The organism is Pseudomonas sp. BS3767 (genome assembly GCF_900099665.1).
In the GTDB taxonomy this organism is placed as follows: Bacteria; Pseudomonadota; Gammaproteobacteria; order Pseudomonadales; family Pseudomonadaceae; genus Aquipseudomonas; species Aquipseudomonas cerasi.
In genome coordinates, this window is the sequence record NZ_FNCX01000001.1 from 194,772 (window position 1) to 217,829 (window position 23,058).

Annotated in this window: 11 protein-coding genes; 9 read left to right on the forward strand and 2 right to left on the reverse strand. The window is 60.1% G+C overall.

The window, feature by feature from the left end:
- Window positions 1-57 precede the first annotated feature (57 nt).
- The 6 genes from BLR16_RS00860 (at window position 58) to BLR16_RS00885 (ending at window position 12,171) form a co-directional block, all read left to right on the forward strand.
- Window positions 58-1,362: an MdtA/MuxA family multidrug efflux RND transporter periplasmic adaptor subunit gene (locus BLR16_RS00860; RefSeq protein WP_074807590.1), complete on the forward strand. Its 1,305-nt coding sequence runs from the start codon at window positions 58-60 to the stop codon at window positions 1,360-1,362.
- Entirely contained in the window at window positions 1,359-4,469 is a 3,111-nt protein-coding gene (locus BLR16_RS00865; protein ID WP_003434108.1) for an MdtB/MuxB family multidrug efflux RND transporter permease subunit, read from the forward strand. The genes BLR16_RS00860 and BLR16_RS00865 overlap by 4 nt, the downstream gene beginning before the upstream one ends.
- On the forward strand, window positions 4,466-7,573 hold the full coding sequence (locus BLR16_RS00870) for an efflux RND transporter permease subunit (RefSeq protein ID WP_003369446.1): 3,108 nt from the start codon (window positions 4,466-4,468) through the stop codon (window positions 7,571-7,573). Before BLR16_RS00865 ends, BLR16_RS00870 begins: the two co-directional genes overlap by 4 nt.
- Entirely contained in the window at window positions 7,570-9,033 is a 1,464-nt protein-coding gene (locus tag BLR16_RS00875) for an efflux transporter outer membrane subunit (RefSeq protein ID WP_092194042.1), read from the forward strand. The genes BLR16_RS00870 and BLR16_RS00875 overlap by 4 nt, the downstream gene beginning before the upstream one ends.
- 167 nt (window positions 9,034-9,200) lie before the next feature.
- Window positions 9,201-11,312, forward strand: a complete 2,112-nt coding sequence (locus BLR16_RS00880) for a putative bifunctional diguanylate cyclase/phosphodiesterase (protein ID WP_074807592.1) — start codon at window positions 9,201-9,203, stop codon at window positions 11,310-11,312.
- Between the two features lie 112 nt (window positions 11,313-11,424).
- A complete protein-coding gene (locus BLR16_RS00885; protein WP_058417127.1) occupies window positions 11,425-12,171 on the forward strand; it encodes an SDR family oxidoreductase in 747 nt (248 codons plus the stop codon).
- A gap of 48 nt (window positions 12,172-12,219) precedes the next feature.
- Here BLR16_RS00885 and BLR16_RS00890 read toward each other — a convergent pair whose 3' ends face one another.
- Entirely contained in the window at window positions 12,220-12,378 is a 159-nt protein-coding gene (locus BLR16_RS00890; RefSeq protein ID WP_072366551.1) for a hypothetical protein, read from the reverse strand.
- A 294-nt stretch (window positions 12,379-12,672) separates the two neighbouring features.
- On the opposite strand from BLR16_RS00890, the gene BLR16_RS00895 reads away from it, so the two are divergent.
- The 3 genes from BLR16_RS00895 to glgB are packed head-to-tail and all read left to right on the forward strand — an operon-like array spanning window position 12,673 to window position 20,259.
- Complete coding sequence (locus tag BLR16_RS00895) at window positions 12,673-14,691, forward strand: alpha-1,4-glucan--maltose-1-phosphate maltosyltransferase (protein ID WP_032614017.1); 2,019 nt, start codon at window positions 12,673-12,675, stop codon at window positions 14,689-14,691.
- 19 nt (window positions 14,692-14,710) lie between these two features.
- Entirely contained in the window at window positions 14,711-18,037 is a 3,327-nt protein-coding gene (gene treS, locus BLR16_RS00900) for a maltose alpha-D-glucosyltransferase (protein WP_092194044.1), read from the forward strand.
- A complete protein-coding gene (glgB, locus tag BLR16_RS00905; protein WP_058396965.1) occupies window positions 18,034-20,259 on the forward strand; it encodes a 1,4-alpha-glucan branching protein GlgB in 2,226 nt (741 codons plus the stop codon). The genes treS and glgB overlap by 4 nt, the downstream gene beginning before the upstream one ends.
- A 30-nt stretch (window positions 20,260-20,289) precedes the next feature.
- Here glgB and BLR16_RS00910 read toward each other — a convergent pair whose 3' ends face one another.
- Window positions 20,290-22,974, reverse strand: a complete 2,685-nt coding sequence (locus BLR16_RS00910) for an autotransporter family protein (protein ID WP_074807600.1) — start codon at window positions 22,972-22,974, stop codon at window positions 20,290-20,292.
- Window positions 22,975-23,058: the final 84 nt, after the last annotated feature.

Consider the following 23,058-nt stretch of genomic DNA (forward strand, 5'->3'; position numbering starts at 1 on the left):
TTGCTTGTAACGTAACTGTGCTTATTGTTCAGCCTTCTGAACAAACCCCCACCTGTAATGGTTGATTTATTCATGCAATTGTCTGGCTCCCGTAAATCCCGTCGCTGGTTGATCAGTTTGTTGGTCCTGTTGGTCATTGTTGCCTTGTGCTGGTGGTTCTGGCCTGCGTCCACTGCCGGCAAGGGGGCCGAGAGCAACAAGAAGCCGGCTGCAAGCGGCATGGCACGACCTGGCTTCGGCGGATCGGCTGTCGCGGTCCCGGTGCGTGTGGCCCCGGCTACCGAAGGTGATTTTCCGATCTACTACAAGGCGCTTGGCACCGTGACGGCAATGAACACCATCAATGTGCGCAGCCGCGTGGCGGGGGAGCTGGTCAAGCTTTATTTCCAGGAAGGGCAGATGGTCAAGGCCGGTGATCTGCTGGCTGAAATCGATTCGCGCAGCTATCAGGTGGCGTTGCAGCAGGCCGAAGGTACGCTGGCCACTAACCAGGCGCTGCTCAAGAATGCTCAGCTCGATGTGCAGCGTTACCGAGGCTTGTTTGCCGAGGACAGCATCGCCAAGCAGACCCTCGACACTGCCGAGTCGCTGGTCAATCAATACAAGGGCACGATCAAGACCAATCAGGCTGCTGTGGCTGACGCAAAACTGAGCCTGGACTTCACTCGCATCCGTGCCCCGATTGCCGGGCGTGTCGGCCTCAAACAGCTGGACGTGGGCAATCTGGTTGCCGCCAACGACACCACTGCACTGGTGGTGATTACCCAGACCCAGCCCATATCCGTGGCGTTCACGCTGCCTGAAAAGGACCTGTCGAAAGTCATTTCCCGCTACCGCACCGGCGACAAGCTGCCCGTTGAAGCCTGGGACCGTGGCGATACGAAGATGCAGGCCAGCGGCGTACTGGCCAGCCTCGACAACCAGATCGACGTGGCCACCGGCACACTGAAGTTCAAGGCGCGTTTCGATAACAGTGACGAGGTCCTGTTCCCCAATCAGTTCGTCAATGTACGGCTGCGCGCCGACACGCTGAAAAAAGTCACGCTCGTACCGACGGCGGCGGTACAGTTCGGCACCGACGGGACCTTTGTCTATGTGCTGGACGGTGACAAGAAGGTCAAACTCAAGCTGCTGAAGACCGGCCCGAGCGACGAGACATCCACGGTGATTACCGAAGGTCTGGCAGCCGGCGAGCGGGTGGTGCTCGAAGGTACCGACCGCCTGCGCGACGGTGCCGAAGTCGAAGTCGTCAACGACAGCAAGGAAGTGCCGGCCGGCCCGGCTCAGAAGCTGCAAGGCAAGCCTGACAGCAAGACCGACAAGTCGGCGGCGCTCGGCAAGGTGGAAAAACCAAGCGTATGAACATGTCACGCCTGTTCATCCTGCGTCCGGTTGCCACCACGCTGAGTATGTTGGCAATCGTCCTGGCGGGTCTGATCGCCTATACCTTGCTGCCTGTTTCGGCGTTGCCCCAGGTCGACTATCCGACCATCCGGGTGATGACCCTGTACCCGGGCGCCAGCCCGCAGGTGATGACCAGCTCCGTGACTGCGCCTCTTGAACGTCAATTCGGACAGATGCCCGGCCTGACCCAGATGGCCTCGACCAGTTCTGGCGGTGCGTCGGTCATTACGTTGCGCTTTAGCCTTGAAATCAATATGGATGTCGCCGAGCAACAGGTGCAGGCGGCGATCAACGCGGCCACCAACCTGCTGCCGACCGATCTGCCGGCGCCTCCGGTCTACAACAAGGTCAACCCGGCCGACACACCGGTTCTGACCCTGGCGATCACCTCGAAAACCATGTTGTTGCCCAAGCTCAATGATCTGGTCGATACGCGCATGGCGCAGAAGATCTCGCAGATCAGCGGTGTGGGCATGGTCAGCATTGCCGGCGGGCAGCGGCAGGCGGTACGGATCAAGGTCAACCCGGAGGCGCTGGCCGCCAACAGTCTCAACCTGTCCGATGTACGTACCCTGATCAGCGCCTCCAACGTCAACCAGCCGAAGGGCAATTTCGACGGGCCGACCCGGGTTTCGATGCTGGATGCCAACGATCAGCTGAAGTCTCCGGAGGAGTACGCCAACCTGATTCTGGCTTACAAGGATGGCGCACCCTTGCGCCTGAAGGATGTGGCCGAAATCGTCAATGGTGCCGAAAACGAGCGGCTCGCGGCCTGGGCCAACCGGAGCCAGGCGGTGCTGCTCAACATTCAGCGTCAGCCGGGCGCCAACGTCATTGAGGTGGTCGACCGGATCAAGGCGTTGCTGCCGTCGATCACCGAAAACCTTCCGGCAGGGCTCGACGTCGTGGTCCTGACGGACCGTACGCAGACCATCCGTGCGTCGGTGACCGATGTTCAGCACGAACTGCTGATCGCGATCGTCCTGGTGGTGCTGGTCACCTTTCTGTTCCTGCGTCGTTTCAGCGCGACGATCATTCCCTCTATCGCCGTCCCACTGTCGCTGGTAGGCACGTTCGGCGTGATGTACCTGGCCGGTTTTTCGGTCAACAACCTGACGCTGATGGCCATGACCATTGCGACCGGTTTCGTCGTCGATGACGCCATCGTCATGCTGGAAAACATCTCCCGACACATCGAAGAGGGCGAGACGCCCTTGCAGGCCGCACTCAAGGGCGCGAAGCAGATCGGTTTCACCCTGATTTCCCTGACCCTTTCGCTGATTGCGGTATTGATCCCGCTGTTGTTCATGGCCGACGTGGTCGGGCGGCTGTTCCGCGAGTTCGCGATCACCCTGGCGGTCGCGATATTGATATCGCTGGTGGTCTCGCTGACCCTGACGCCGATGATGTGCGCGCGCTTGCTCAAGCGCGAGCCCAGGGAAGAAGAGCAGAGCCGTTTTTACCGGGCCAGCGGTGCCTGGATCGACTGGCTGATCGACATCTACGCGGGCAGACTGCGCTGGGTGCTCAAGCATCAGCCACTGACCCTGCTGGTTGCCCTGGCCACCCTGGCCTTGACTGTGTTGCTGTACATCGTCGTACCCAAAGGCTTTTTTCCGGTGCAGGACACCGGAGTGATTCAGGGTATTTCGGAAGCGCCGCAGTCGGTGTCGTTCGCAGCGATGAGCCAGCGTCAGCAGGCACTTGCCGACATCATTCTCAAGGACCCGGCAGTGGTCAGTCTGTCGTCCTACATCGGTGTCGACGGTGACAACGCCACGCTCAACAGTGGGCGCCTGTTGATCAACCTCAAGCCTCACGGGGCGCGCGACCTGACCGCGTCCGAGGTGATCCAGCGCCTGCAACCCGAGGTCGACAAGCTGTCGGATATCCGCCTGTTCATGCAGCCGGTGCAGGACCTGACCATTGAAGACCGCGTCAGTCGCACCCAGTATCAATTCAGCATGTCGTCGCCCGACGCCGAGCTGCTGACGCTGTGGAGCGAAAAACTGGTAGACGCGCTCGGCAAGCGGCCCGAGCTGACGGATGTGGCCAGCGACCTGCAGGATAAAGGTTTGCAGGTGTACCTGAACATCGATCGTGATGCGGCCAGCCGGGTCGGGGTCACGGTTGCGAACATTACCGATGCGCTGTACGACGCATTCGGTCAGCGCCAGATATCCACCATCTACACGCAGGCCAGCCAGTACCGCGTGGTGCTGCAGGCTGCGTCGGGCAGTGAACTTGGCCCGGCGGCGCTCGAGCAGATCCACGTCAAGACCACCGATGGCGCGCAGGTGAAGCTATCCAGCCTGGCAAGTGTCGAGCAGCGCCAGGCACAGTTGGCCATCGCCCACCTCGGGCAGTTTCCGGCGGTGATGATGTCGTTCAACCTGGCGCCCGATATTGCCTTGGGCAAGGCGGTGAAGGTGATCGAGGAGGTCGAGCAGGAGATCGGCATGCCGATCGGCGTGCAGACTCAGTTCCAGGGCGCTGCCGAAGCGTTTCAGGCTTCGTTGTCCAGCACTTTGCTGCTGATTCTGGCGGCGGTGGTCACCATGTACATCGTGCTGGGCGTGCTCTACGAGAGCTACATTCACCCGATCACCATCCTCTCGACCCTGCCGTCGGCAGCAGTGGGAGCCTTGTTGGCTCTGCTGATCAGCGGCAACGATCTGGGGATGATCGCGATCATCGGCATCATTCTATTGATCGGCATCGTCAAGAAGAACGCGATCATGATGATCGACTTCGCGCTCGACGCGGAGCGCAACCGCGGTGTTGCGCCCGAGCAGGCGATCTACGACGCGGCACTGTTGCGCTTCCGGCCGATTCTCATGACCACCCTGGCCGCATTGTTCGGCGCCATCCCGCTAATGCTCGCCAGTGGCTCCGGCGCCGAATTGCGGCAACCACTGGGGCTGGTGATGGTTGGCGGACTGTTGCTCAGTCAGGTGCTGACACTGTTCACAACGCCGGTCATCTACCTGTATTTCGACCGCCTTGGCCGTCGCTGGAGTCGCAAACCGGCTGACCCGGACCGACTGGAACGGGCTGACGCATGAACCTCTCAGCGCCGTTCATCAGTCGCCCCGTTGCGACCGTTCTGCTAAGCCTGGCGATCATGCTGCTGGGCGCGGTGAGCTTTCGCTTGTTGCCGGTGGCACCGTTGCCGAACATGGATTTCCCGGTGATTGTGGTCTCGGCCAGCCTCGCCGGTGCCAGTCCGGAAGTGATGGCGTCCACGGTGGCAACGCCGCTGGAGCGATCGCTGGGCAGTATTGCCGGTGTCAACACCATGACCAGCAATTCAAGCCAGGGCACCACGCGGATCATTCTGCAGTTCGATCTGAATCGCGACATCAACGGCGCCGCGCGGGAAGTGCAGGCGGCGATCAATGCCTCACGCAATCTGCTGCCCAGCGGTATGCGCAGTATGCCGACCTACAAGAAGGTCAACCCGTCCCAGGCGCCGATCATGGTCTTGTCGATGACGTCGACGGTGCTGGAGAAGGGCCAGCTTTACGACCTGGCGTCCACCATCCTGTCACAGAGCCTGTCACAGGTTTCCGGGGTCGGCGAAGTGCAGATCGGCGGCAGCTCGCTGCCTGCTGTGCGTATCGAACTGGAGCCGCAGATGCTCTCCCAGTACGGTGTATCGCTGGACGACGTACGCACTGCCATCACTGGCACCAACGTACGACGGCCGAAGGGCTTTGTGGAGGACGACCAGCATAACTGGCAGGTGCAGGCCAACGACCAGCTGGAAACCGCCGAGGATTATGCGCCGCTGATCATTCGCTACAAGGACGGAGCGACCTTGCGCCTGAAGGACGTGGCGAAAGTCAGCGATGCCGTGGAAGACCGTTACAACAGCGGGTTCTACAACAATGACCGTGCCGTGCTGCTGGTCGTCAATCGCCAGGCGGGCGCCAACATCATTGAAACCGTGGCGCAGATCAAGGCGCAGTTGCCGGCGCTGCGAGCGGTGCTGCCGGCCAGTGTCAGTCTCAATATCGCGATGGACCGCTCGCCGGTGATCAAGGCGACGCTGCACGAAGCCGAAATGACCCTACTGATTGCCGTGGTGCTGGTGGTGATGGTGGTGTTCCTGTTCCTCGGCAGTTTTCGCGCCTCGCTGATCCCCACCCTGGCGGTTCCGGTATCGCTGGTCGGCACCTTTGCGATCATGCACCTGTTCGGCTTCTCCCTGAACAACCTGTCACTGATGGCGTTGATCCTCGCGACCGGTCTGGTGGTGGACGATGCCATCGTTGTGCTGGAAAACATATCCCGGCATATTCACAACGGCCTCGACCCCATGAAAGCGGCTTTTCTGGGCGCCAAGGAGGTGGGGTTCACCTTGCTGTCGATGAACGTCTCGCTGGTCGCGGTGTTCATTTCCATCCTGTTCATGGGCGGTCTGGTCGAAAGTCTGTTTCGCGAGTTTTCCATCACCTTGTCGGTAGCGATCATCGTCTCGCTGATTGTGTCCCTGACCCTGACGCCGATGTTGTGCGCGCGTTGGTTGAAGCCACGCGAAGCCCATGGGGAAAACGCCTTTCAGCGCTGGAGCGAGCGGGTCAACGATCGAATGGTGGCAGGCTACGACCGCTCGCTGGGCTGGGTGATGCGGCATCGACGGCTGACGCTGCTCAGCCTGCTGGTTACCGTGGTGGTCAATATCGCGCTGTATGTGGTGGTGCCCAAGACCTTTCTGCCGCAGCAGGACACCGGGCAACTGATGGGTTTTGTTCGCGGTGACGACGGTCTTTCGTTTTCGGTCATGCAGCCGAAAATGGAGACCTTCCGCCTGTCGATTCTCGCTGACCCTGCGGTGGAAAGCGTTGCCGGTTTTATCGGTGGCAGCGGTGGCACCAATAACGCCTTCATGATCGTGCGCCTCAAGCCGATTGCCGAGCGCAAGCTGTCTGCCGAGAAAGTGGTCGAGCGCCTGCGCAAGAACATGCCGCATGTGCCGGGCGGCAGGTTGTTCCTGGCCCCGGATCAGGACCTGCAACTGGGCGGCGGTCGCGAGCAGACCAGTTCACAGTATCAATACATCGTGCAGAGCGCTGATCTGGGCAGTCTGCGTCTGTGGTACCCCAAGATTGTCGCAGCGCTCAAGTCGGTGCCCGAGCTGACCGCCATCGACGCACGGGAAGGGCGCGGGGCACAACAGGTGACCCTGGTGGTCAACCGTGACACGGCCAAGCGACTGGGTATCGATATGAACATGGTCACGGCGGTGCTCAACAACGCTTACAGCCAGCGCCAGGTATCGACCATCTATGACAGCCTCAACCAGTACAAGGTGGTGATGGAGGTCAATCCAAAATACGCCCAGGACCCGGTGACGCTGGAGCAGGTTCAGGTCATTACCGCAGACGGGCAGCGTGTACCGCTATCGAGCATCGCCCATTACGAGCGCAGCCTGGCCAATGACCGGGTATCGCATGACGGTCAGTTCGCGGCCGAGAACATCTCCTTCGATCTGGCCGAAGGGGCCAGCCTCGACAAGGCCACCGTGGCGATAGAACGGGCGATTGCCGCCATCGGGCTGCCATCCGACATCATTTCCAAGATGGCCGGGACCGCCAACGCCTTCGCTTCCACGCAGAAGAGTCAGCCGTGGATGATCCTCGGTGCGTTGCTGGCGGTGTACCTGGTGCTGGGTATCCTCTATGAGAGCTACATTCATCCGCTGACGATCCTCTCGACGCTCCCGTCCGCAGGCGTTGGCGCATTGCTGACGATCTATGTGCTGGGCAGCGAATTCAGCCTGATTTCCCTGTTGGGGCTGTTCCTGCTGATTGGCGTGGTGAAGAAAAACGCGATCATGATGATCGACCTTGCCCTGCATCTGGAGCGCGAACAGGGAATGACGCCGCAAGAGTCGATTCGCAGCGCCTGCCTGCAGCGCCTGCGGCCCATTCTGATGACCACGATGGCCGCCATCCTGGGTGCCTTGCCGCTGCTGCTGAGTACCGCCGAAGGTGCCGAAATGCGCAAGCCGCTGGGTTTGACCATCATTGGTGGCCTGATCTTCAGCCAGGTCCTGACCCTCTATACCACCCCGGTGGTTTACCTTTATCTCGACCGTCTGCGCCATCGTTACAACAAATGGCGTGGCGTGCGCACCGATGCTGCTCTGGAAACTCCGCTATGACCGAACGCCTGGCATTCACCTCCCGCCCGACAGGGCTGATTCGTCCATTCGCGCTGGGGCTTTGCGTCGTGCTGCTCAGCGCCTGCGCTGTGGGTCCGGATTACCAGAAGCCGTCGATGGCCGCGCCCGCGCAGTTCAAGGCTGCGCAGGGCTGGCGTGCGGCCACGCCAAGTGACGGGATGGCCAAAGGTGCATGGTGGGAGGTGTACAAGGACCCGCAGTTGAACGCTCTGGTCGAGCGCCTCAACACCTCCAACCAGACAGTCGCCCAGTACGACGCGCAGTATCGACAGGCACAGACACTGGTGCGCAGCTCCAGGGCTGCCTTCCTGCCGACCCTCGACCTGACGACCGGCAAGACGCGCTCGGGGCAGGGCACTGGCACCTCGAACACCGGCACCAGTGCTTCGGGGATTCGCAACAGTTACAACGCGCAGTTGGGCGTCAGTTGGGAGGCCGACGTCTGGGGCAAGCTGCGTCGCGGGCTGGAAGCCGACACCGCCAATGCGCAGGCGAGTCTTGCCGACCTGGCGGCGATGCGCCTGAGCCTGCAATCGGAACTGGTGCAGAATTACCTGCAATTGCGCGTGATCGATGAACAGAAACGCCTGCTGGAGTCCACAGTGGATGCCTACCAGCGCTCCCTGACCCTGACGCAGAACCAGTACCGCGCCGGTATTTCCGGAAGTGATGCTGTTGCGCAGGCACAGACGCAACTGAAAAGTACCCAGGCCGATCTGATTGACCTGGCCTGGCAACGGGCGCAATACGAGAATGCCATCGTCGTACTGATGGGCATGGCGCCGGCAGACTTCAATCTGCCCGTCACCACTTCGATTCCGCAGTTGCCGCAGATCCCGCCAGGCCTGCCTTCGCAGTTACTCGAACGCCGCCCTGACATCGCCGCAGCCGAGCGCTCGGTCATGGGCGCCAATGCCAACATCGGCGTGGCCAAGGCGGCTTATTATCCGGACTTCACGCTGAGCATGAGCGGCGGTTACAGCAGCAGTACCTTTGCCAACTGGATCAGCCTGCCCAACCGCTTCTGGTCGGTGGGCCCGCAGTTGGCGCTGACCCTGTTCGACGGCGGAAAACGTTCGGCCGAGGTCGATCGCACCGAAGCGGTGTATGACCAGACTGTCGCCCAGTACCGGCAGACCGTGCTGAACGGCTTCCAGGAGGTCGAAAACTATCTGGTTCAGCTCAAGGTATACGAGCAGGAAGCGGCCGTACGCCAGGAAGCGCTGGTCTCGGCTCGTGACTCGCTGCGCCTGACCAACAATCAATACAAGGCCGGGTTGATCGGTTACCTGGACGTCGTCAATGTCCAGGCCACCGCATTGAGCAACGAGCGCAGTGTGCTCAGCGTGCTGCAAAGCCGTTTGATTGCCAGCGTTCAATTGATCGCCGCACTGGGCGGGGGCTGGAATGCCGAGACAGGCCTGACGCTCCGGGAGTGAATATTTCGGGTTCAAACACACTTTTTCAGTGAACTGTTCGCAGTAACCGGAAAAATAATAGCTATTCGCCATCTTTGCGACCAAGTGCCGCGACATTCTGCCGCGAATGCGTACAATCACCCGCACAAGATCGGCATGGACGCGCTCATTGGTTTCCAGGTGCGTTTATGTTGATTGGCAGTTACATCCCTTCACTCGTCGTAATCTCGATTCTCGTCGCTATTCTTGCTGCGTACACGGCCCTCGATCTGGTTGGCCGCATCGTCTCGGCCAGGGGCCGTGCCGTTCACGTATGGATCGCGGGAGGCGCGATCGCGATGGGCGTCGGTACCTGGTCAACGCATTTCATCGGTATGCTGGCGTTCGTATTGCCCATCAACCTTGGCTATGACGTGCCACTGGTGCTGCTTTCGCTGTTGATCGCCATCGGCTTTTCAGGGTTCGCCCTGTGGCTCGCCACCCAGCCGCGATTGCCTGCCCTGCAACTGAGCTTGGGGGCGTTATTGCTGGGGCTTGGCATCAGCGCCATGCACTACACCGGCATGGCGGCCATGAGCATGCAGCCGGGGATTCAATACACGCCGTGGCTGTTGGTACTTTCGTTGGTGATCGCTGTCGCTGCGTCCGCGGCAGCACTGCGAATAGCCTTCCATCTTCGTCAGCGACGCCCCAGAGTCTACCTCCTACGCGCCTCGGCGGCACTGTTGCTCGGGCTGGCTGTCATTGGCATGCATTACACAGGTATGGCCGCTGCGAATTTTGCTGATGGCAGCTTTTGCGGGGCGCTGCCGCAGGGGCTGAGCAGCAACGGGCTGGACAGATTCGTGCTGGTCGCCAGCCTGTCGATTCTGGGGATTGCGCTGTTCAGCTGCATTCTCGATTCTCACCTGGAAACACGTACCGCGGTTCTGGCCGATTCCCTGACTGAAGCCAATCTGGAACTGACCCACCTGGCCCTGCATGACAACCTGACCGGTTTGCCAAACCGTGCGTTGTTGACGGAGCGCATTGATCGGGCAATGAAGAGGGCCAATGAGACGGGTGGGTGCTTTGCATTGATGTTCATGGACCTTGATGGCTTCAAACCGGTCAACGATGCATTCGGCCACCACACCGGCGACCTGCTGTTGCGGCAGGTCGCCTTGCGTCTTCGCAACAGCCTGCAGCGGCGTGACACGCTGGCAAGAGTCGGCGGCGATGAGTTCGTCCTGCTGGTGGAGCTTCAACACCCTGAGGATGCATTGGCCGTTGCCAGACGACAGGTCAACGAAGTCGGCAACCCGTTCACCATTGGTGAACATCAGTTGCAGATTTCACTGAGCATCGGCATCTGCATCTACCCGGGCAATGGCAGCACCCAGCATGAGCTTCTGATCAATGCCGACGCCGCTATGTACCACACCAAGGCTGCCGGCAAGAACGGCTACAGCTTTTTCGATGCGTCGATGAACAGTAACGCCCGCAATCAGCTGCAAATGTCGCAGGATTTGCACAAGGCGATCAAGCATCGACAGTTCTGTATCTATTACCAGCCCAAGTTCGATGCCATGACCGGACTGCCCGTAGGGGCAGAGGCATTGTTGCGCTGGAACCATCCGGAACAGGGGATCCTCGCTCCCGACCTGTTCATCGCCATGGCAGAGAAAACCGGTCTGATCATTCAGATCGGCGAGTGGGTCCTGGATGAAGCCTGTCGGCAAATGCGTGAGTGGTACGCGCAGGGTTACTCGCACTGGCGCATTGCAGTCAACTTGTCAGCCTTGCAGTTCTGTCATTCCGGGCTGGTCACGGCAGTGGCGGACACACTGGCGCGGCATCAGTTACCGGCCAACTGCCTGACCCTGGAAATCACCGAAACCACTGCCATGCATGATGCGGATGCCAGCCTGGCGGTGTTGAGAAGGCTTTCGGAAATGGGTGTGGACCTGTCGATCGATGATTTTGGCACCGGTTACTCCAGCCTGATGTACCTGAAGCGATTGCCTGCCAATGAAATCAAGATTGATCGAGGCTTCGTCCGCGATCTGGAGCATGACACCGACGACGCTGCCATTGTTTCGGCCATCGTGGCGGTAGGGCAGGCGCTGAATCTGCGGATAGTCGCCGAGGGCGTCGAAACCGCCGTTCAGCAGCGTTTCCTGACTCATTTGGGGTGCCACTCGCTGCAGGGCTTCCTGCTGGGTTATCCGTTGCCGGCCCAGCAGTTTCTCGAAGAAATCCATGCTGCCGAGGCAAAAGCTGCGGTGGATGAGTCCGATACCGGGCAATCCGATTTCTGAAACGCACAGATGGCGCTGGACGGTAAAGGCTGGCACGATCTGAACCGGCTGGTTAACCTGCGAGGGTTGGCTGGATCCTGATGTCGGCCTTTAAAAAAACACGAGACACTCCATGGAAAAAGTCCTCATTATCACCGGTGGTTCGCGCGGGATCGGCGCTGCCACGGCGCGTCTGGCCGCCTCACAGGGTTATCGGATCTGCATCAATTACCTGTCGGATCATGCCGCCGCCGAAAAGACCGCAGTCCAGGTAAGGGCGATGGGCGCCAGAGCGATCACCGTGCAAGCCGACGTCAGCAACGAAGATGAGATCATGCGGCTGTTTGCCCGGGTCGACGCCGAACTCGGTCGAGTCACTCATCTGGTCAATAATGCGGGCACCCTGGCGCAGGCTTCCAGAGTCGAGGACATGTCGGAATTTCGCATGTTGAAGATGATGATGAACAACGTCGTCGGCCCGATGCTGTGCAGCAAACACGCCTTGTTGCGCATGTTGCCGGCACACGGGGGGCACGGCGGCAGCATCGTCAACGTATCCTCGCTCGCGGCGCGCCTCGGCTCGGCAGGCGAGTACGTCGACTATGCGGCATCCAAAGGGGCACTGGACACCTTCACTATCGGACTTTCCAAAGAGGTCGCGGCGGAAAACGTGCGCGTCAACGCAGTACGTCCGGGTTTCATCTTCACCGACTTTCACGCTCTGAGCGGCGATCCGTTCCGCGTCAGCAAGCTTGAGGGTGCATTGCCCATGGGCCGTGGCGGCACCGCGGAGGAAGTCGCCGAGGCCATTCTCTGGTTGCTGTCGGACAATGCGTCGTATACGACGGGAACGTTCATCGATGTAGCGGGAGGGCGCTGAAGGTGTCCATGCTCGGACAGACGCCTTCAGATCCCGTTTACTGACTCGTCACACCGTAACCGGTGGCGCATTGGCAGGCGGGTCGCCGACTGGTGTTTCATTGGGTGGTGGCGTGGATGGCGGCGGCTCCTGTTCGGGGATTGGCTCGGGCAGGGCGGGGTCATCGATGTTTGGATCGGGTACTTCTACCGGATTGGGTAGGGTCATGGTTGCAGCCTCCTTGTCGACCCTGTTTACGACCGCCCGGCAGGGCCGATGATTCAATTGATTTGCTTCCCGCTACAGTCGCCTTGTTGATCCGCTCGATGGCTGCTTCATCTCTGCGCACGACCACCAAACATCCTCAAAACCTTTGAACTTTACCCTCGTTGACCGCTCGGAACCTAGGCAGCGGAAATAGACGAGTCGCCAGCACAGTGCGATCGTACGCTGCCATACCGTCAATTTTTCCATTGCATGGAATGCACAGGAGCGTCCCTGGGGCGTGAGGAGTGATGCTCGATGAATGAACAGCCATACGGTCCGGATTCCCTGGCCACCGATGTCCCGCAAGCAACCCTTCCGCTGTCACTGACTCAGGCGCTGCAATTACCCCGCATCGTGATCGAAGACACGTTGCCGGTGATCGACGGTGGCCTGTTTGCGGCCAAGGCGATCATCGGGCAACCGGTTACCGTGACCAGCAAGGTCTATGCCGATGGGCACGACAAAATGGCGGTGAATATCCGCTGGCGTGCTGCCGATGAAGAACACTGGCACAGCGCGCCAATGCGCGAGCTGGGCAATGACAGCTGGGTTGGTGAATTCACCCCGACCTCCGTAAGCCGCCATGTGTTTCGCCTCGAAGCCTGGATCGATCAGTTCGGCAGCTACCGCTATGAACTGGAGAAGAAGTTCGGCGCTGGCGTTCCTGTCGATCTGGAGCTGGAAGAGGGCCGCATTCATCTGGTCCACGCCGCCGAGCGCAGCCAGAACGAACAGCGCCAGCAGATCGAAAGTCTGCTGGGCCAACTTGAACAGGGCGACAAAGACGAGAAAGTAGCGCTACTGTTGCACAGCGAAACCGCCAGCCTGATGAAGCTGGCCGACAATCAGGCGTTCCTGAGCCGCAGCGTCGAGTTCCCGCTTGATGTCGAGCGTGAGCTAGCACAGTTTGCCAGCTGGTACGAGCTGTTTCCCCGTTCGATGACCGACGATCCGGCGCGCCACGGGACGTTCAACGACGTCCATTCGCGTCTGCCGATCATTCGCGACATGGGCTTCGACGTGCTGTATTTCCCGCCGATTCATCCTATCGGCCGTGCCCACCGCAAGGGGCCGAACAACTCCCTGACCGCCGGACCTGATGATCCGGGCAGCCCGTATGCAATCGGCAGCGAGGATGGCGGCCATGAAGCCATTCACCCACAGCTGGGCAGCCGTGAAGATTTCCGTAACCTGGTGAAAGCTGCGGCCGACCATGGTCTGGAAATCGCGTTGGATTTCGCCATTCAGTGTTCTCAGGATCACCCGTGGCTCAAGCAGCATCCGGGCTGGTTCTCGTGGCGTCCGGACGGCACGATCCGTTATGCGGAAAACCCGCCGAAAAAGTATCAGGACATCGTCAACGTCGATTTCTACGCACCAGACGCCATCCCCGGCCTGTGGACGGAGTTGCGCGACATCGTTCTGGGCTGGGTCAACGAAGGGGTGAAAATCTTCCGCGTCGACAACCCGCACACCAAACCGCTGCCGTTCTGGCAGTGGATGATCGGCGAAGTGCGCAGTCAGCACCCTGAGGTGATGTTCCTGGCCGAAGCCTTTACCAAGCCGGCAATGATGGCACGCCTGGGCAAGGTCGGTTACAGCCAGAGCTACACCTATTTCACCTGGCGCAACACCAAGGCGGAACTCTCTGAGTATTTCACTCAGCTCAATGAAGTCCCGTGGCGTGATTGCTATCGCCCGAATTTCTTCGTCAACACGCCCGATATCAACCCGCGCTTCCTGCATGAGTCCGGTCGCCCTGGGTTTCTGATCCGGGCGGCACTGGCCACTATGGGCTCCGGACTGTGGGGCATGTATTCGGGGTTCGAGCTGTGCGAAGCGGCACCAATCCCTGGCAAGGAAGAGTATCTGGACTCGGAGAAGTATGAGATTCGGGTTCGCGATTACGCGGCGCCGGGCAACATCATTGCCGAGATCGCTCAGCTCAACCGTATTCGTCGGCAGAACCCTGCGCTGCAAACGCACCTGGGGCTGAAGCTGTATAACGCGTGGAATGACAACATCCTGTATTTCGGCAAGCGCTCTGCGGATGGCAGCAACTTCATTCTGGTTGCCGTCAACCTTGACCCGTACAACGCACAGGAAGCGGATTTCGAGTTGCCGCTGTGGGAAATGGGGCTGCCGGATGACGCCGCTACGTCGGGTGAAGACCTGATGACAGGGCACCGCTGGACCTGGTATGGCAAGTATCAGCACACGCGTCTCGATCCAGCTCAACCGTTTGGAATCTGGCGTATCCAGGCCGCGCAATAACACTCCCGAGGAGTCAATAATGGCCAAAAAGCCCGGTGACGCGACATTTATCAAAGACCGGCTCTGGTACAAGGATGCGGTGATTTATCAGGTTCACGTGAAATCGTTCTTTGATTCCAACAACGACGGAATCGGCGATTTCGCGGGCCTGATCGAAAAGCTCGACTACATTGCCGCGCTGGGCGTCAACACCATCTGGTTGTTGCCGTTTTACCCGTCGCCGCGCCGGGACGATGGCTACGACATTTCCGAATACCGCGATGTGCACAGCGACTACGGCACCATGGCCGACGCCAAGCGTTTCATCGCTCAGGCACACAAGCGCGGCCTGCGAGTGATCAGCGAGCTGGTCATCAACCACACGTCCGATCAGCATCCATGGTTTCAGAAAGCCCGCAATGCCAAGCCCGGCTCCAAGGCGCGGGATTTCTATGTGTGGTCGGACACTGATCAGAAGTACGACGGCACGCGGATCATTTTTCTCGATACCGAGACGTCCAACTGGACCTGGGACCCGGTTGCCGGCCAGTACTTCTGGCACCGTTTCTACTCGCATCAGCCGGACCTGAACTTCGACAACCCGCACGTGCTGGATGCGGTACTGGAAGTCATGCGCTTCTGGCTGGATCTGGGCATTGACGGCTTGCGTCTGGATGCCATTCCGTACCTCATCGAACGGGACGGCACCAACAACGAGAACCTGCCGGAAACCCATCAGGTGCTCAAGCGCATCCGTGCCGAGATCGACGCTAATTATCCGGACCGCATGCTGCTGGCCGAGGCCAACCAATGGCCGGAAGACACCCAACTGTATTTTGGCGACAGCAAAGGCCCGGATGGCGATGAATGCCACATGGCTTTTCACTTTCCGTTGATGCCGCGCATGTACATGGCACTGGCTCAGGAAGATCGTTTTCCGATCACCGATATCCTGCGGCAGACGCCGGAGATTCCGGAAAACTGCCAGTGGGCGATTTTCCTGCGCAACCACGATGAACTGACCCTGGAAATGGTCACCGATCGTGAGCGTGATTATCTGTGGAATTACTACGCCGCCGACCGCCGTGCACGGATCAACCTGGGCATCCGTCGGCGCCTGGCGCCGTTGGTGGATCGCGATCGCCGTCGGGTCGAGTTGCTCAACAGTATGTTGTTGTCGATGCCCGGCACACCGACGCTGTATTACGGCGACGAGATCGGCATGGGCGATAACATCTACCTGGGCGACCGGGACGGTGTGCGCACGCCCATGCAATGGTCCATCGACCGCAACGGCGGCTTTTCGCGCGCCGATCCGGCCAGTCTGGTGTTGCCACCGATCATGGACCCGATGTACGGATTCCAGTCGGTCAACGTCGAAATCCAGGAACGTGATCCGCATTCTCTGCTGAACTGGAACCGGCGCATGCTCGCCGTGCGTAAACAGCAGAAGGCATTCGGGCGTGGCACGTTGAAAATGCTCTCGCCGTCGAACCGCCGCATTCTTGCCTATACCCGCGAATACACAGCGCCTGACGGACACAGTGAAGTTGTGCTGTGTGTCGCCAACGTTTCCAGCGCTGCCCAGGCTGCAGAGCTTGAGCTGTCTGCCTATGCAGGCACGGTGCCGGTGGAAATGCTCGGCGGCAGCGCATTCCCGCCTATCGGCCAGTTAAGCTACCTGCTGACGCTGCCGCCGTACGGCTTTTACTGGTTTTTACTGGCTTCGGAGAATCAAATGCCCAGTTGGCACGTTGAACCCGCGCAGAGCATGCCGGACTTCCCGACCCTGGTGCTCAAGAAGCGTCTGGAAGAGTTGCTCGAAGAGCCACTGCGCAGCACCATGGAAAACACCTCGCTGGCGGTTTACCTGCCCAAACGACGCTGGTTCGCGGGCAAGGACAAGGCGATCGAGCAGGTCAGCATTGCCTACGCCGTGCGCTTCGGCGACGAAGCGAATCCGGTATTGCTCAGTGAAATAGAAGTCTCCGCAGGCGGGCAGACCGATCGCTATCAATTGCCGTTCGGCTTGCTGGCCGAAGACGACATCAGCAGTGCATTGCCGCAGCAGCTGGCGCTCGCCCGAGTACGTCGCAACCGCGATGTCGGGTTGATCACGGATGCATTCACTCTGGAAACCTTCATCCGTGCCGTGATTCAGGGCATGCAGTCGGATACCGTCATACCCTGTGCCGACGGCGAGTTGCGTTTTGAGCAAAGCTCGCAGCTGGCGCCCCTCGGCCTGAACGCCGAGTCGGAAGTGCGCTACCTGTCTGCCGAGCAATCGAACAGTTCAGTGGTGGTGGGCAGCAGCCTGGTGCTCAAGCTGATTCGCAAAGTCAGTGCCGGGACGCACCCCGAGCTGGAAATGGGCGCATTCCTGACTCATGCCGGCTTCAAGAACATTTCACCGCTACTGGGTTCTCTGGTACGCGTCGGCAAGGACGGTCAGTCCAACCTGCTGATGATTGCTCAAGGCTACCTGAGCAATCAGGGCGATGCGTGGGAATGGACCCAGAACAATCTCGAGCGTGCGGTACGCGACGAGCTGGCACATGGTGTTTCCGGCCAGGAACAGCACTACAACGCGTTGCTCGAACTCGCGGACTTCTCGCGCAGTCTTGGCCAGCGCCTGGGTGAGATGCATCAGATTCTGGCATCGCCCACCGACAATGCCGACTTTGCCGTTGAGGTCACCAGCAGCCAGGACAGCAAGGCCTCGGGTGCCAGCGTCAACGCTCAGCTCGAGCGCGCCTTGCAGTTGCTGGAGCAGCGCATGGGCGAGCTGGAGCAGGACGATCAGCAACTGGTCAAAGACTTGCTCGCGCAGCGCAAGCAGATCCGTCAGCGCGTCGAAGGCCTGGCCAAGCGCTCGGCCGGTGGCCTGCGCATACGTGTGCATGGCGATCTGCATCTGGGGCAGGTACTGGTGGTCAAGGGCGATGCCTACCTGATCGATTTCGAGGGCGAGCCGGCCCGCGCACTCGAAGAGCGCCGTGCCAAGCACAGCCCGTTCAAGGATGTCAGCGGTGTCCTGCGCTCCTTCGACTACGCTGCGGCGATGGCTGTACGCAGTGCGCAGAGCGTAGACACGTCTCCCGAGGCTGCCGGCGCGCGCAAACGTGTTGCCGATACCTACCTGGCGCAGGCGCGAGAAACCTTCATCGAAGGTTATCGCTCGGCGACCACCGGCATTGCCCATGCCTGGAAAGATGCGAAAGGGGAGGACGCTGCACTCGAGCTGTTCACCCTTGAAAAAGCTGCTTATGAAGTGATCTACGAAGCCGAGAACCGCCCAGCGTGGCTGGCCGTTCCCTTGCAAGGCTTGCGTGGACTGCTGCAACCGTCTGATGGAGAGTCAATATGAATGCGCCTGACAAAACCGGCACGCGCCGCCGCGCGATTCCCGCTGCTGTGGACCTCGACGCGCTGATCCGTGCTGAACATCGTGATCCGTTCTCTGTCCTGGGCCCGCATGGCGATGGCGGCAGCGGGCAGTTCGTTCGCGCCTATTTGCCCGCAGCCTTGAGTGTGCGCTTGCTGGCCAGGGATGACGGTCGTGAACTGGGCGAGATGGAAATGAGCGAGGTGCCGGGGTTTTTCGTCGGCCACCTTGAGCACCCGCAGCCTTACTTGCTGAAAATCAACTGGGCCGGTGGTGAACAGATCACCGAAGACCCTTACAGTTTTGGCCCGCTGCTGGGCGAGATGGACCTTTACCTGTTTGCCGAGGGTAATCATCGCGACCTGAGCAGCTGTCTGGGCGCGCAAGTCACCCGCGTCGATGGCGTGGACGGTGTGCGTTTTGCGGTCTGGGCGCCCAATGCGCGTCGTGTTTCTGTCGTTGGCAGCTTCAACAGTTGGGATGGCCGTCGCCATCCGATGCGCATGCGCCACCCGACCGGCGTATGGGAAATTTTCGTCCCGCGTCTGCAGCCAGGTGAGCTCTACAAGTACGAGATTCTCGGTGCTCACGGTATTCTGCCGCTGAAAAGCGACCCGATGGCCCTGGCCACCACGTTGCCGCCCGATACCTCGTCGAAGATCTCTGCGCCGCTGCAATTCGAGTGGAATGACCAAGAGTGGCTGCAATCAAGGGCAGGCCGTCACCAAGTGACTGCACCCTTGTCGATCTACGAGTTGCACGCAGGCTCCTGGCAGATGGAGCAGGTCGACGACAATCAATGGCGGCAGTACAACTGGCGTGAACTGGCTGATCGCCTGATTCCTTACGTCAAGGAGCTTGGCTTCACGCATATCGAGCTGATGCCGATCATGGAGCACCCGTTCGGTGGTTCGTGGGGCTATCAGTTGCTGGCCCAGTTCGCGCCAACTGCCCGCTACGGTTCGCCGGAAGATTTCGCCTTCTTCGTCGATGCCTGCCACCGGGCTGAGATCGGCGTCATTCTTGACTGGGTTCCCGCGCATTTTCCGACCGATACCCACGGTCTGGCGCAGTTCGACGGCACTTGCCTGTATGAGTACGCGGACCCCAAGGAAGGCTTCCATCAGGACTGGAACACCCTGATCTACAACCTGGGGCGCACTGAGGTTCATGGCTTCATGCTGGCCTCGGCACTGCACTGGCTCAAGCATTACCACATCGACGGTCTGCGCGTGGATGCAGTGGCGTCGATGCTGTACCGCGACTATTCGCGTAATGCGGGCGAATGGGTGCCGAATCGCTTCGGCGGCCGCGAAAACCTCGAGGCCATCGACTTCCTGCGTCATTTGAACGACGTGGTTGCGCTGGAAGCCCCCGGGACCATGGTGATTGCCGAAGAGTCGACGGCGTGGCCGGGCGTCAGCGAGCCGACCCAGCAGGGTGGGCTTGGCTTCAATTACAAGTGGAACATGGGCTGGATGCATGACTCGCTGCAGTACATGGAAGAGGACCCGATCAACCGTGGGCATCACCATGGCAAGCTGAGCTTCAGCCTTGTGTATGCGTGGTCCGAGCGTTTTGTACTGCCTATTTCCCACGACGAAGTGGTGCACGGCAAACATTCGCTGATCGACAAGATGCCGGGTGACCGCTGGCAGAAATTCGCCAACCTGCGCGCGTATCTGTCATTCATGTGGACGCACCCCGGCAAGAAGCTGCTGTTCATGGGCTGCGAATTCGGCCAATGGCGCGAGTGGAATCACGACAGGGAACTGGACTGGTACTTGATGCAATACGCCGAACACGTGGGCGTGAAGAATCTGGTCGGCGATCTGAACCGCCTCTATCGAGACGAAAAGGCGCTGCACGAGCGCGATGCAGACCCTGCCGGCTTCCAGTGGCTGGTTGGCGATGACAGTGCCAATAGCGTGTTTGCCTACCTGCGCTGGAGCAACGAGGGTGAACCGCTGCTGGTGGTCGCCAACATGACCCCGGTGCCGCGCCTGGACTACCGTCTCGGCGCGCCGATGCGAGGTGCCTGGACGGAGCTGTTGAACAGTGATGCGGAAACCTACGCAGGCTCCAACTTTGGCAATGGTGGCGAGGTCATGACTGAAGCCGAGCCGGCGCATGGGATGGAAGATTCGCTGGTGCTGAATCTGCCACCACTTGCGGTGTTGATCCTCAAACCGAAGAAAGACTGACCAAGGCGCGTTCCCGCGTTGATGGTCGTGTTACCACACCAGCCTGAACCCCAGGCTGGTGTTCACTCCCTCCGCTCCACGCTCGTTCAGATCGCCAAGGTAATCAGCGCTCCAGTGCAGACTGGCGTTGCTGCTCAATGTCGCTATCATCCCTGCGCCAATACTGCCCGTCGTTGATTGATGCGCGGTTTTTATCTGCTCTGCGTGATCGAAGGTCAGCGTGTCATGGCCGTCTTTGGTGTGCCAAAGGTTGGCCCGCAGATAAGGCTCTATCGGTACGCTGCTGAATTGATAGCGTCCCTTGAAACGCACGCCGATGCGCCCTGTGGTGTAGGCCTGACTGTCGAACCCGAGATGGGCAATGCCGTCATCCTGATCCTGCAGGTCTACGCGTTGGTAGATGATCTGTAACTGCGGCTCGGCAACCCAGCGCTGTGAAAGCGGCAGCGGATAACCTGTCTCGACAGACAGGCTCATGACGTGGCCTTCAGTGTCGACACCGATGCCCCTGACAGAGCGGCTGCGGCCATCCAGGCGTGTGTCCATCGCTACTGCGTCGACGTATCCGCCACTCGGTGTGGTCAGCGTCCAGTACGCGCCCAGGCTTTCTCCCTGCAGTTTCAGACGCCCTGTTTCGTAGTCGCTGAAACCGTCTGCAAAACCCTTCACCTTGCCGTCCAGACGGTTATGCGCGACGAACAGGCCGACGCGCTGAGTCTGTCCGCTGTCCTGTTGCCAGGCATACAGGTCATGGCCAATCTGATAACCCTTGAATGAAGCGTCCAGGCCAGGCCTCACGTCTCCGGACCAGCGTTGCTTGAAATCACTGCCGAACACGCGTGCCCAGCCTGCCGACGTCGCGCCGTTTTGTGTCAGCAGGGCTTGATCACCCTGACGCTCATGAAAGGTGCCCAGTGAACTCAGTGCGAGTACCGCAGCAGTTGGCGCCAGGACGGAGTAATTGGCGACCTCGGGTCGGTACAGCGCGATGGGCGCGGCTCCACGAACGGGTTCAGGTAGTGGCGGGGTTCCAATGGCAGGCACCGGCAGTGTGGCTGCTGGCAGGACAGGGGGTGGGCTGTTCGGCCCAGGCTCAGGGTTTGGGGGAGGGGCAGGTACAGGTTGTGGCGTGGGTGCAGGTTCGGGAGCAGGTTCAGGCTGCGGTGTAGGTGTTGGCTCGGGAACAGGAACAGGTGTTGGCAGTGGCGTTGGCTGTGCCGGTTCTGGGGTGGGCTCGACAGGCGTTGACGTTGGCGGAGCAATCACCGCAGAGCGCAGGAACCAGCTGTTCTCCGAGCCGGCAGTGGCGCCGCCCTTGAACAGGTAATACTGATAAGCGCCTGCAGACAGCGGATTTTGCAACGAAAAGGCGCCGCTATCGCTGGTTGCACCGTTGATGGTTTGTACCACTTCAATGCCGTTGCCACGGGTCAGGGCGCCCAGCCCACCCGAGTTGCTGACGATCATGCGCGTAAACCCACTGATACGACCCTGTGCAACCACCAGTCGGTCGCTGGCGGATGCATCATCGCCCAGTGCCGAGAGCAACAGCAGCCGTCCGTTCTGGCCGGTGTAATTGCCGGTCACCGTCAATGTGCCAGTGAGCGAACGGCCTGCATCGCTGACGTCCAGCGTTCCCGCATTCTCCAGTAACGCAAGGGATCCGGCGCTGAAGGGGAGAATACTGCCCGAAGTCGAGATCAATGTGCTGGTGGAATCGATGTTCAGAACGCCGGTGTTACTCACGTTGTCACCAAGGACCAGCGCGCTGGCCAGGTCCAGCTGCGAGCCGTTGCTCACATTGATCGTTTCCCAGTTGGCATAACGACCCGGCTGCGACGATACAGTGTTATCGAAGGTCAACACGTCGTTGCCCGCGCCGCCGTCGAGCAGCGGGTTGGCGCTCAGGTAGTATTCGCTCAGGTTGTACAGGCGTGCCGTATCGTTGCCGTCGGCCATCAACACGTTGCTGCGTGCGTAACCGCCGTTCAGCCAGTTGAAGTTGTCATTGCCAACGCTGGTGCGAACTTCGCCGCGAATCTCGCCGCCGCTGAGGGTGATCTGGTCGTCGCCGCCACTGACGCTGACGTTGCCGCCAACAATGCCGCCCGACAAGGTGATCGTGTCCCGGCCAAAGCCGGTGACCAGGTTGTTGATGATGGTGCCACCGGACATCTCGAATACATTGTTGTCCAGCTTCATGTCCACGCGACCGATGCTGCCACCGCTCATCACCGCCACGTCACCATCCTCGAACGCGCGGGTGATGGTGCCGCCCGTCATCAGAAAGGTATCCCGTCCATCCCCCTGGGCCAGAGCGCTCAGCGTGCCGCCGCTCATGACAAAATCGTCGGGATCATCGCCCTGGTTCAGATCGCCGCTGACCTCACCTGTGGAGAGTGTGAAACGGTCGATTCCGGCCGCTTGGGTGACGTTGCCCAGAATCCGCCCCGACTGCAGGTCCACGCTGTCCATTCCTGGACCGAACAGGATATTGCCGGACACGGTGCCCGTTCCGCCGGCCGGAAATATCAGCACGTGGTCACCGCTCAGCGCGCTAAACGGCCCGCTGCTGCCGCTGTCGCAGACCTGAACGCCTGCCGATGCCAGGGAGGAAAGGCTGCAGGCACCTTCGGCCCAGGAAGGGATGGTTGCCAGTATCACTACCGGTAGCACGTTGCAGGTCTGGTAAAGATGGACACAACGGATTTTCATGACAGCACTCCCGTCCAGGCTGGCAGCAGGGAGGCGGAGGCAATCGAGAGGGATCGAGGTGCCTGACTGCTACGCAAAGCGGCG

Coding starts and splice junctions, on each gene's coding strand:
- BLR16_RS00860 (WP_074807590.1), top strand. CDS start 58: ATGGTTGATTTATTCATGCAATTGTCTGGCTCCCGTAAATCCCGTCGC.
- BLR16_RS00865 (WP_003434108.1), top strand. CDS start 1,359: ATGAACATGTCACGCCTGTTCATCCTGCGTCCGGTTGCCACCACGCTG.
- BLR16_RS00870 (WP_003369446.1), top strand. CDS start 4,466: ATGAACCTCTCAGCGCCGTTCATCAGTCGCCCCGTTGCGACCGTTCTG.
- BLR16_RS00875 (WP_092194042.1), top strand. CDS start 7,570: ATGACCGAACGCCTGGCATTCACCTCCCGCCCGACAGGGCTGATTCGT.
- BLR16_RS00880 (WP_074807592.1), top strand. CDS start 9,201: ATGTTGATTGGCAGTTACATCCCTTCACTCGTCGTAATCTCGATTCTC.
- BLR16_RS00885 (WP_058417127.1), top strand. CDS start 11,425: ATGGAAAAAGTCCTCATTATCACCGGTGGTTCGCGCGGGATCGGCGCT.
- BLR16_RS00890 (WP_072366551.1), bottom strand. CDS start 12,378: ATGACCCTACCCAATCCGGTAGAAGTACCCGATCCAAACATCGATGAC.
- BLR16_RS00895 (WP_032614017.1), top strand. CDS start 12,673: ATGAATGAACAGCCATACGGTCCGGATTCCCTGGCCACCGATGTCCCG.
- treS (WP_092194044.1), top strand. CDS start 14,711: ATGGCCAAAAAGCCCGGTGACGCGACATTTATCAAAGACCGGCTCTGG.
- glgB (WP_058396965.1), top strand. CDS start 18,034: ATGAATGCGCCTGACAAAACCGGCACGCGCCGCCGCGCGATTCCCGCT.
- BLR16_RS00910 (WP_074807600.1), bottom strand. CDS start 22,974: ATGAAAATCCGTTGTGTCCATCTTTACCAGACCTGCAACGTGCTACCG.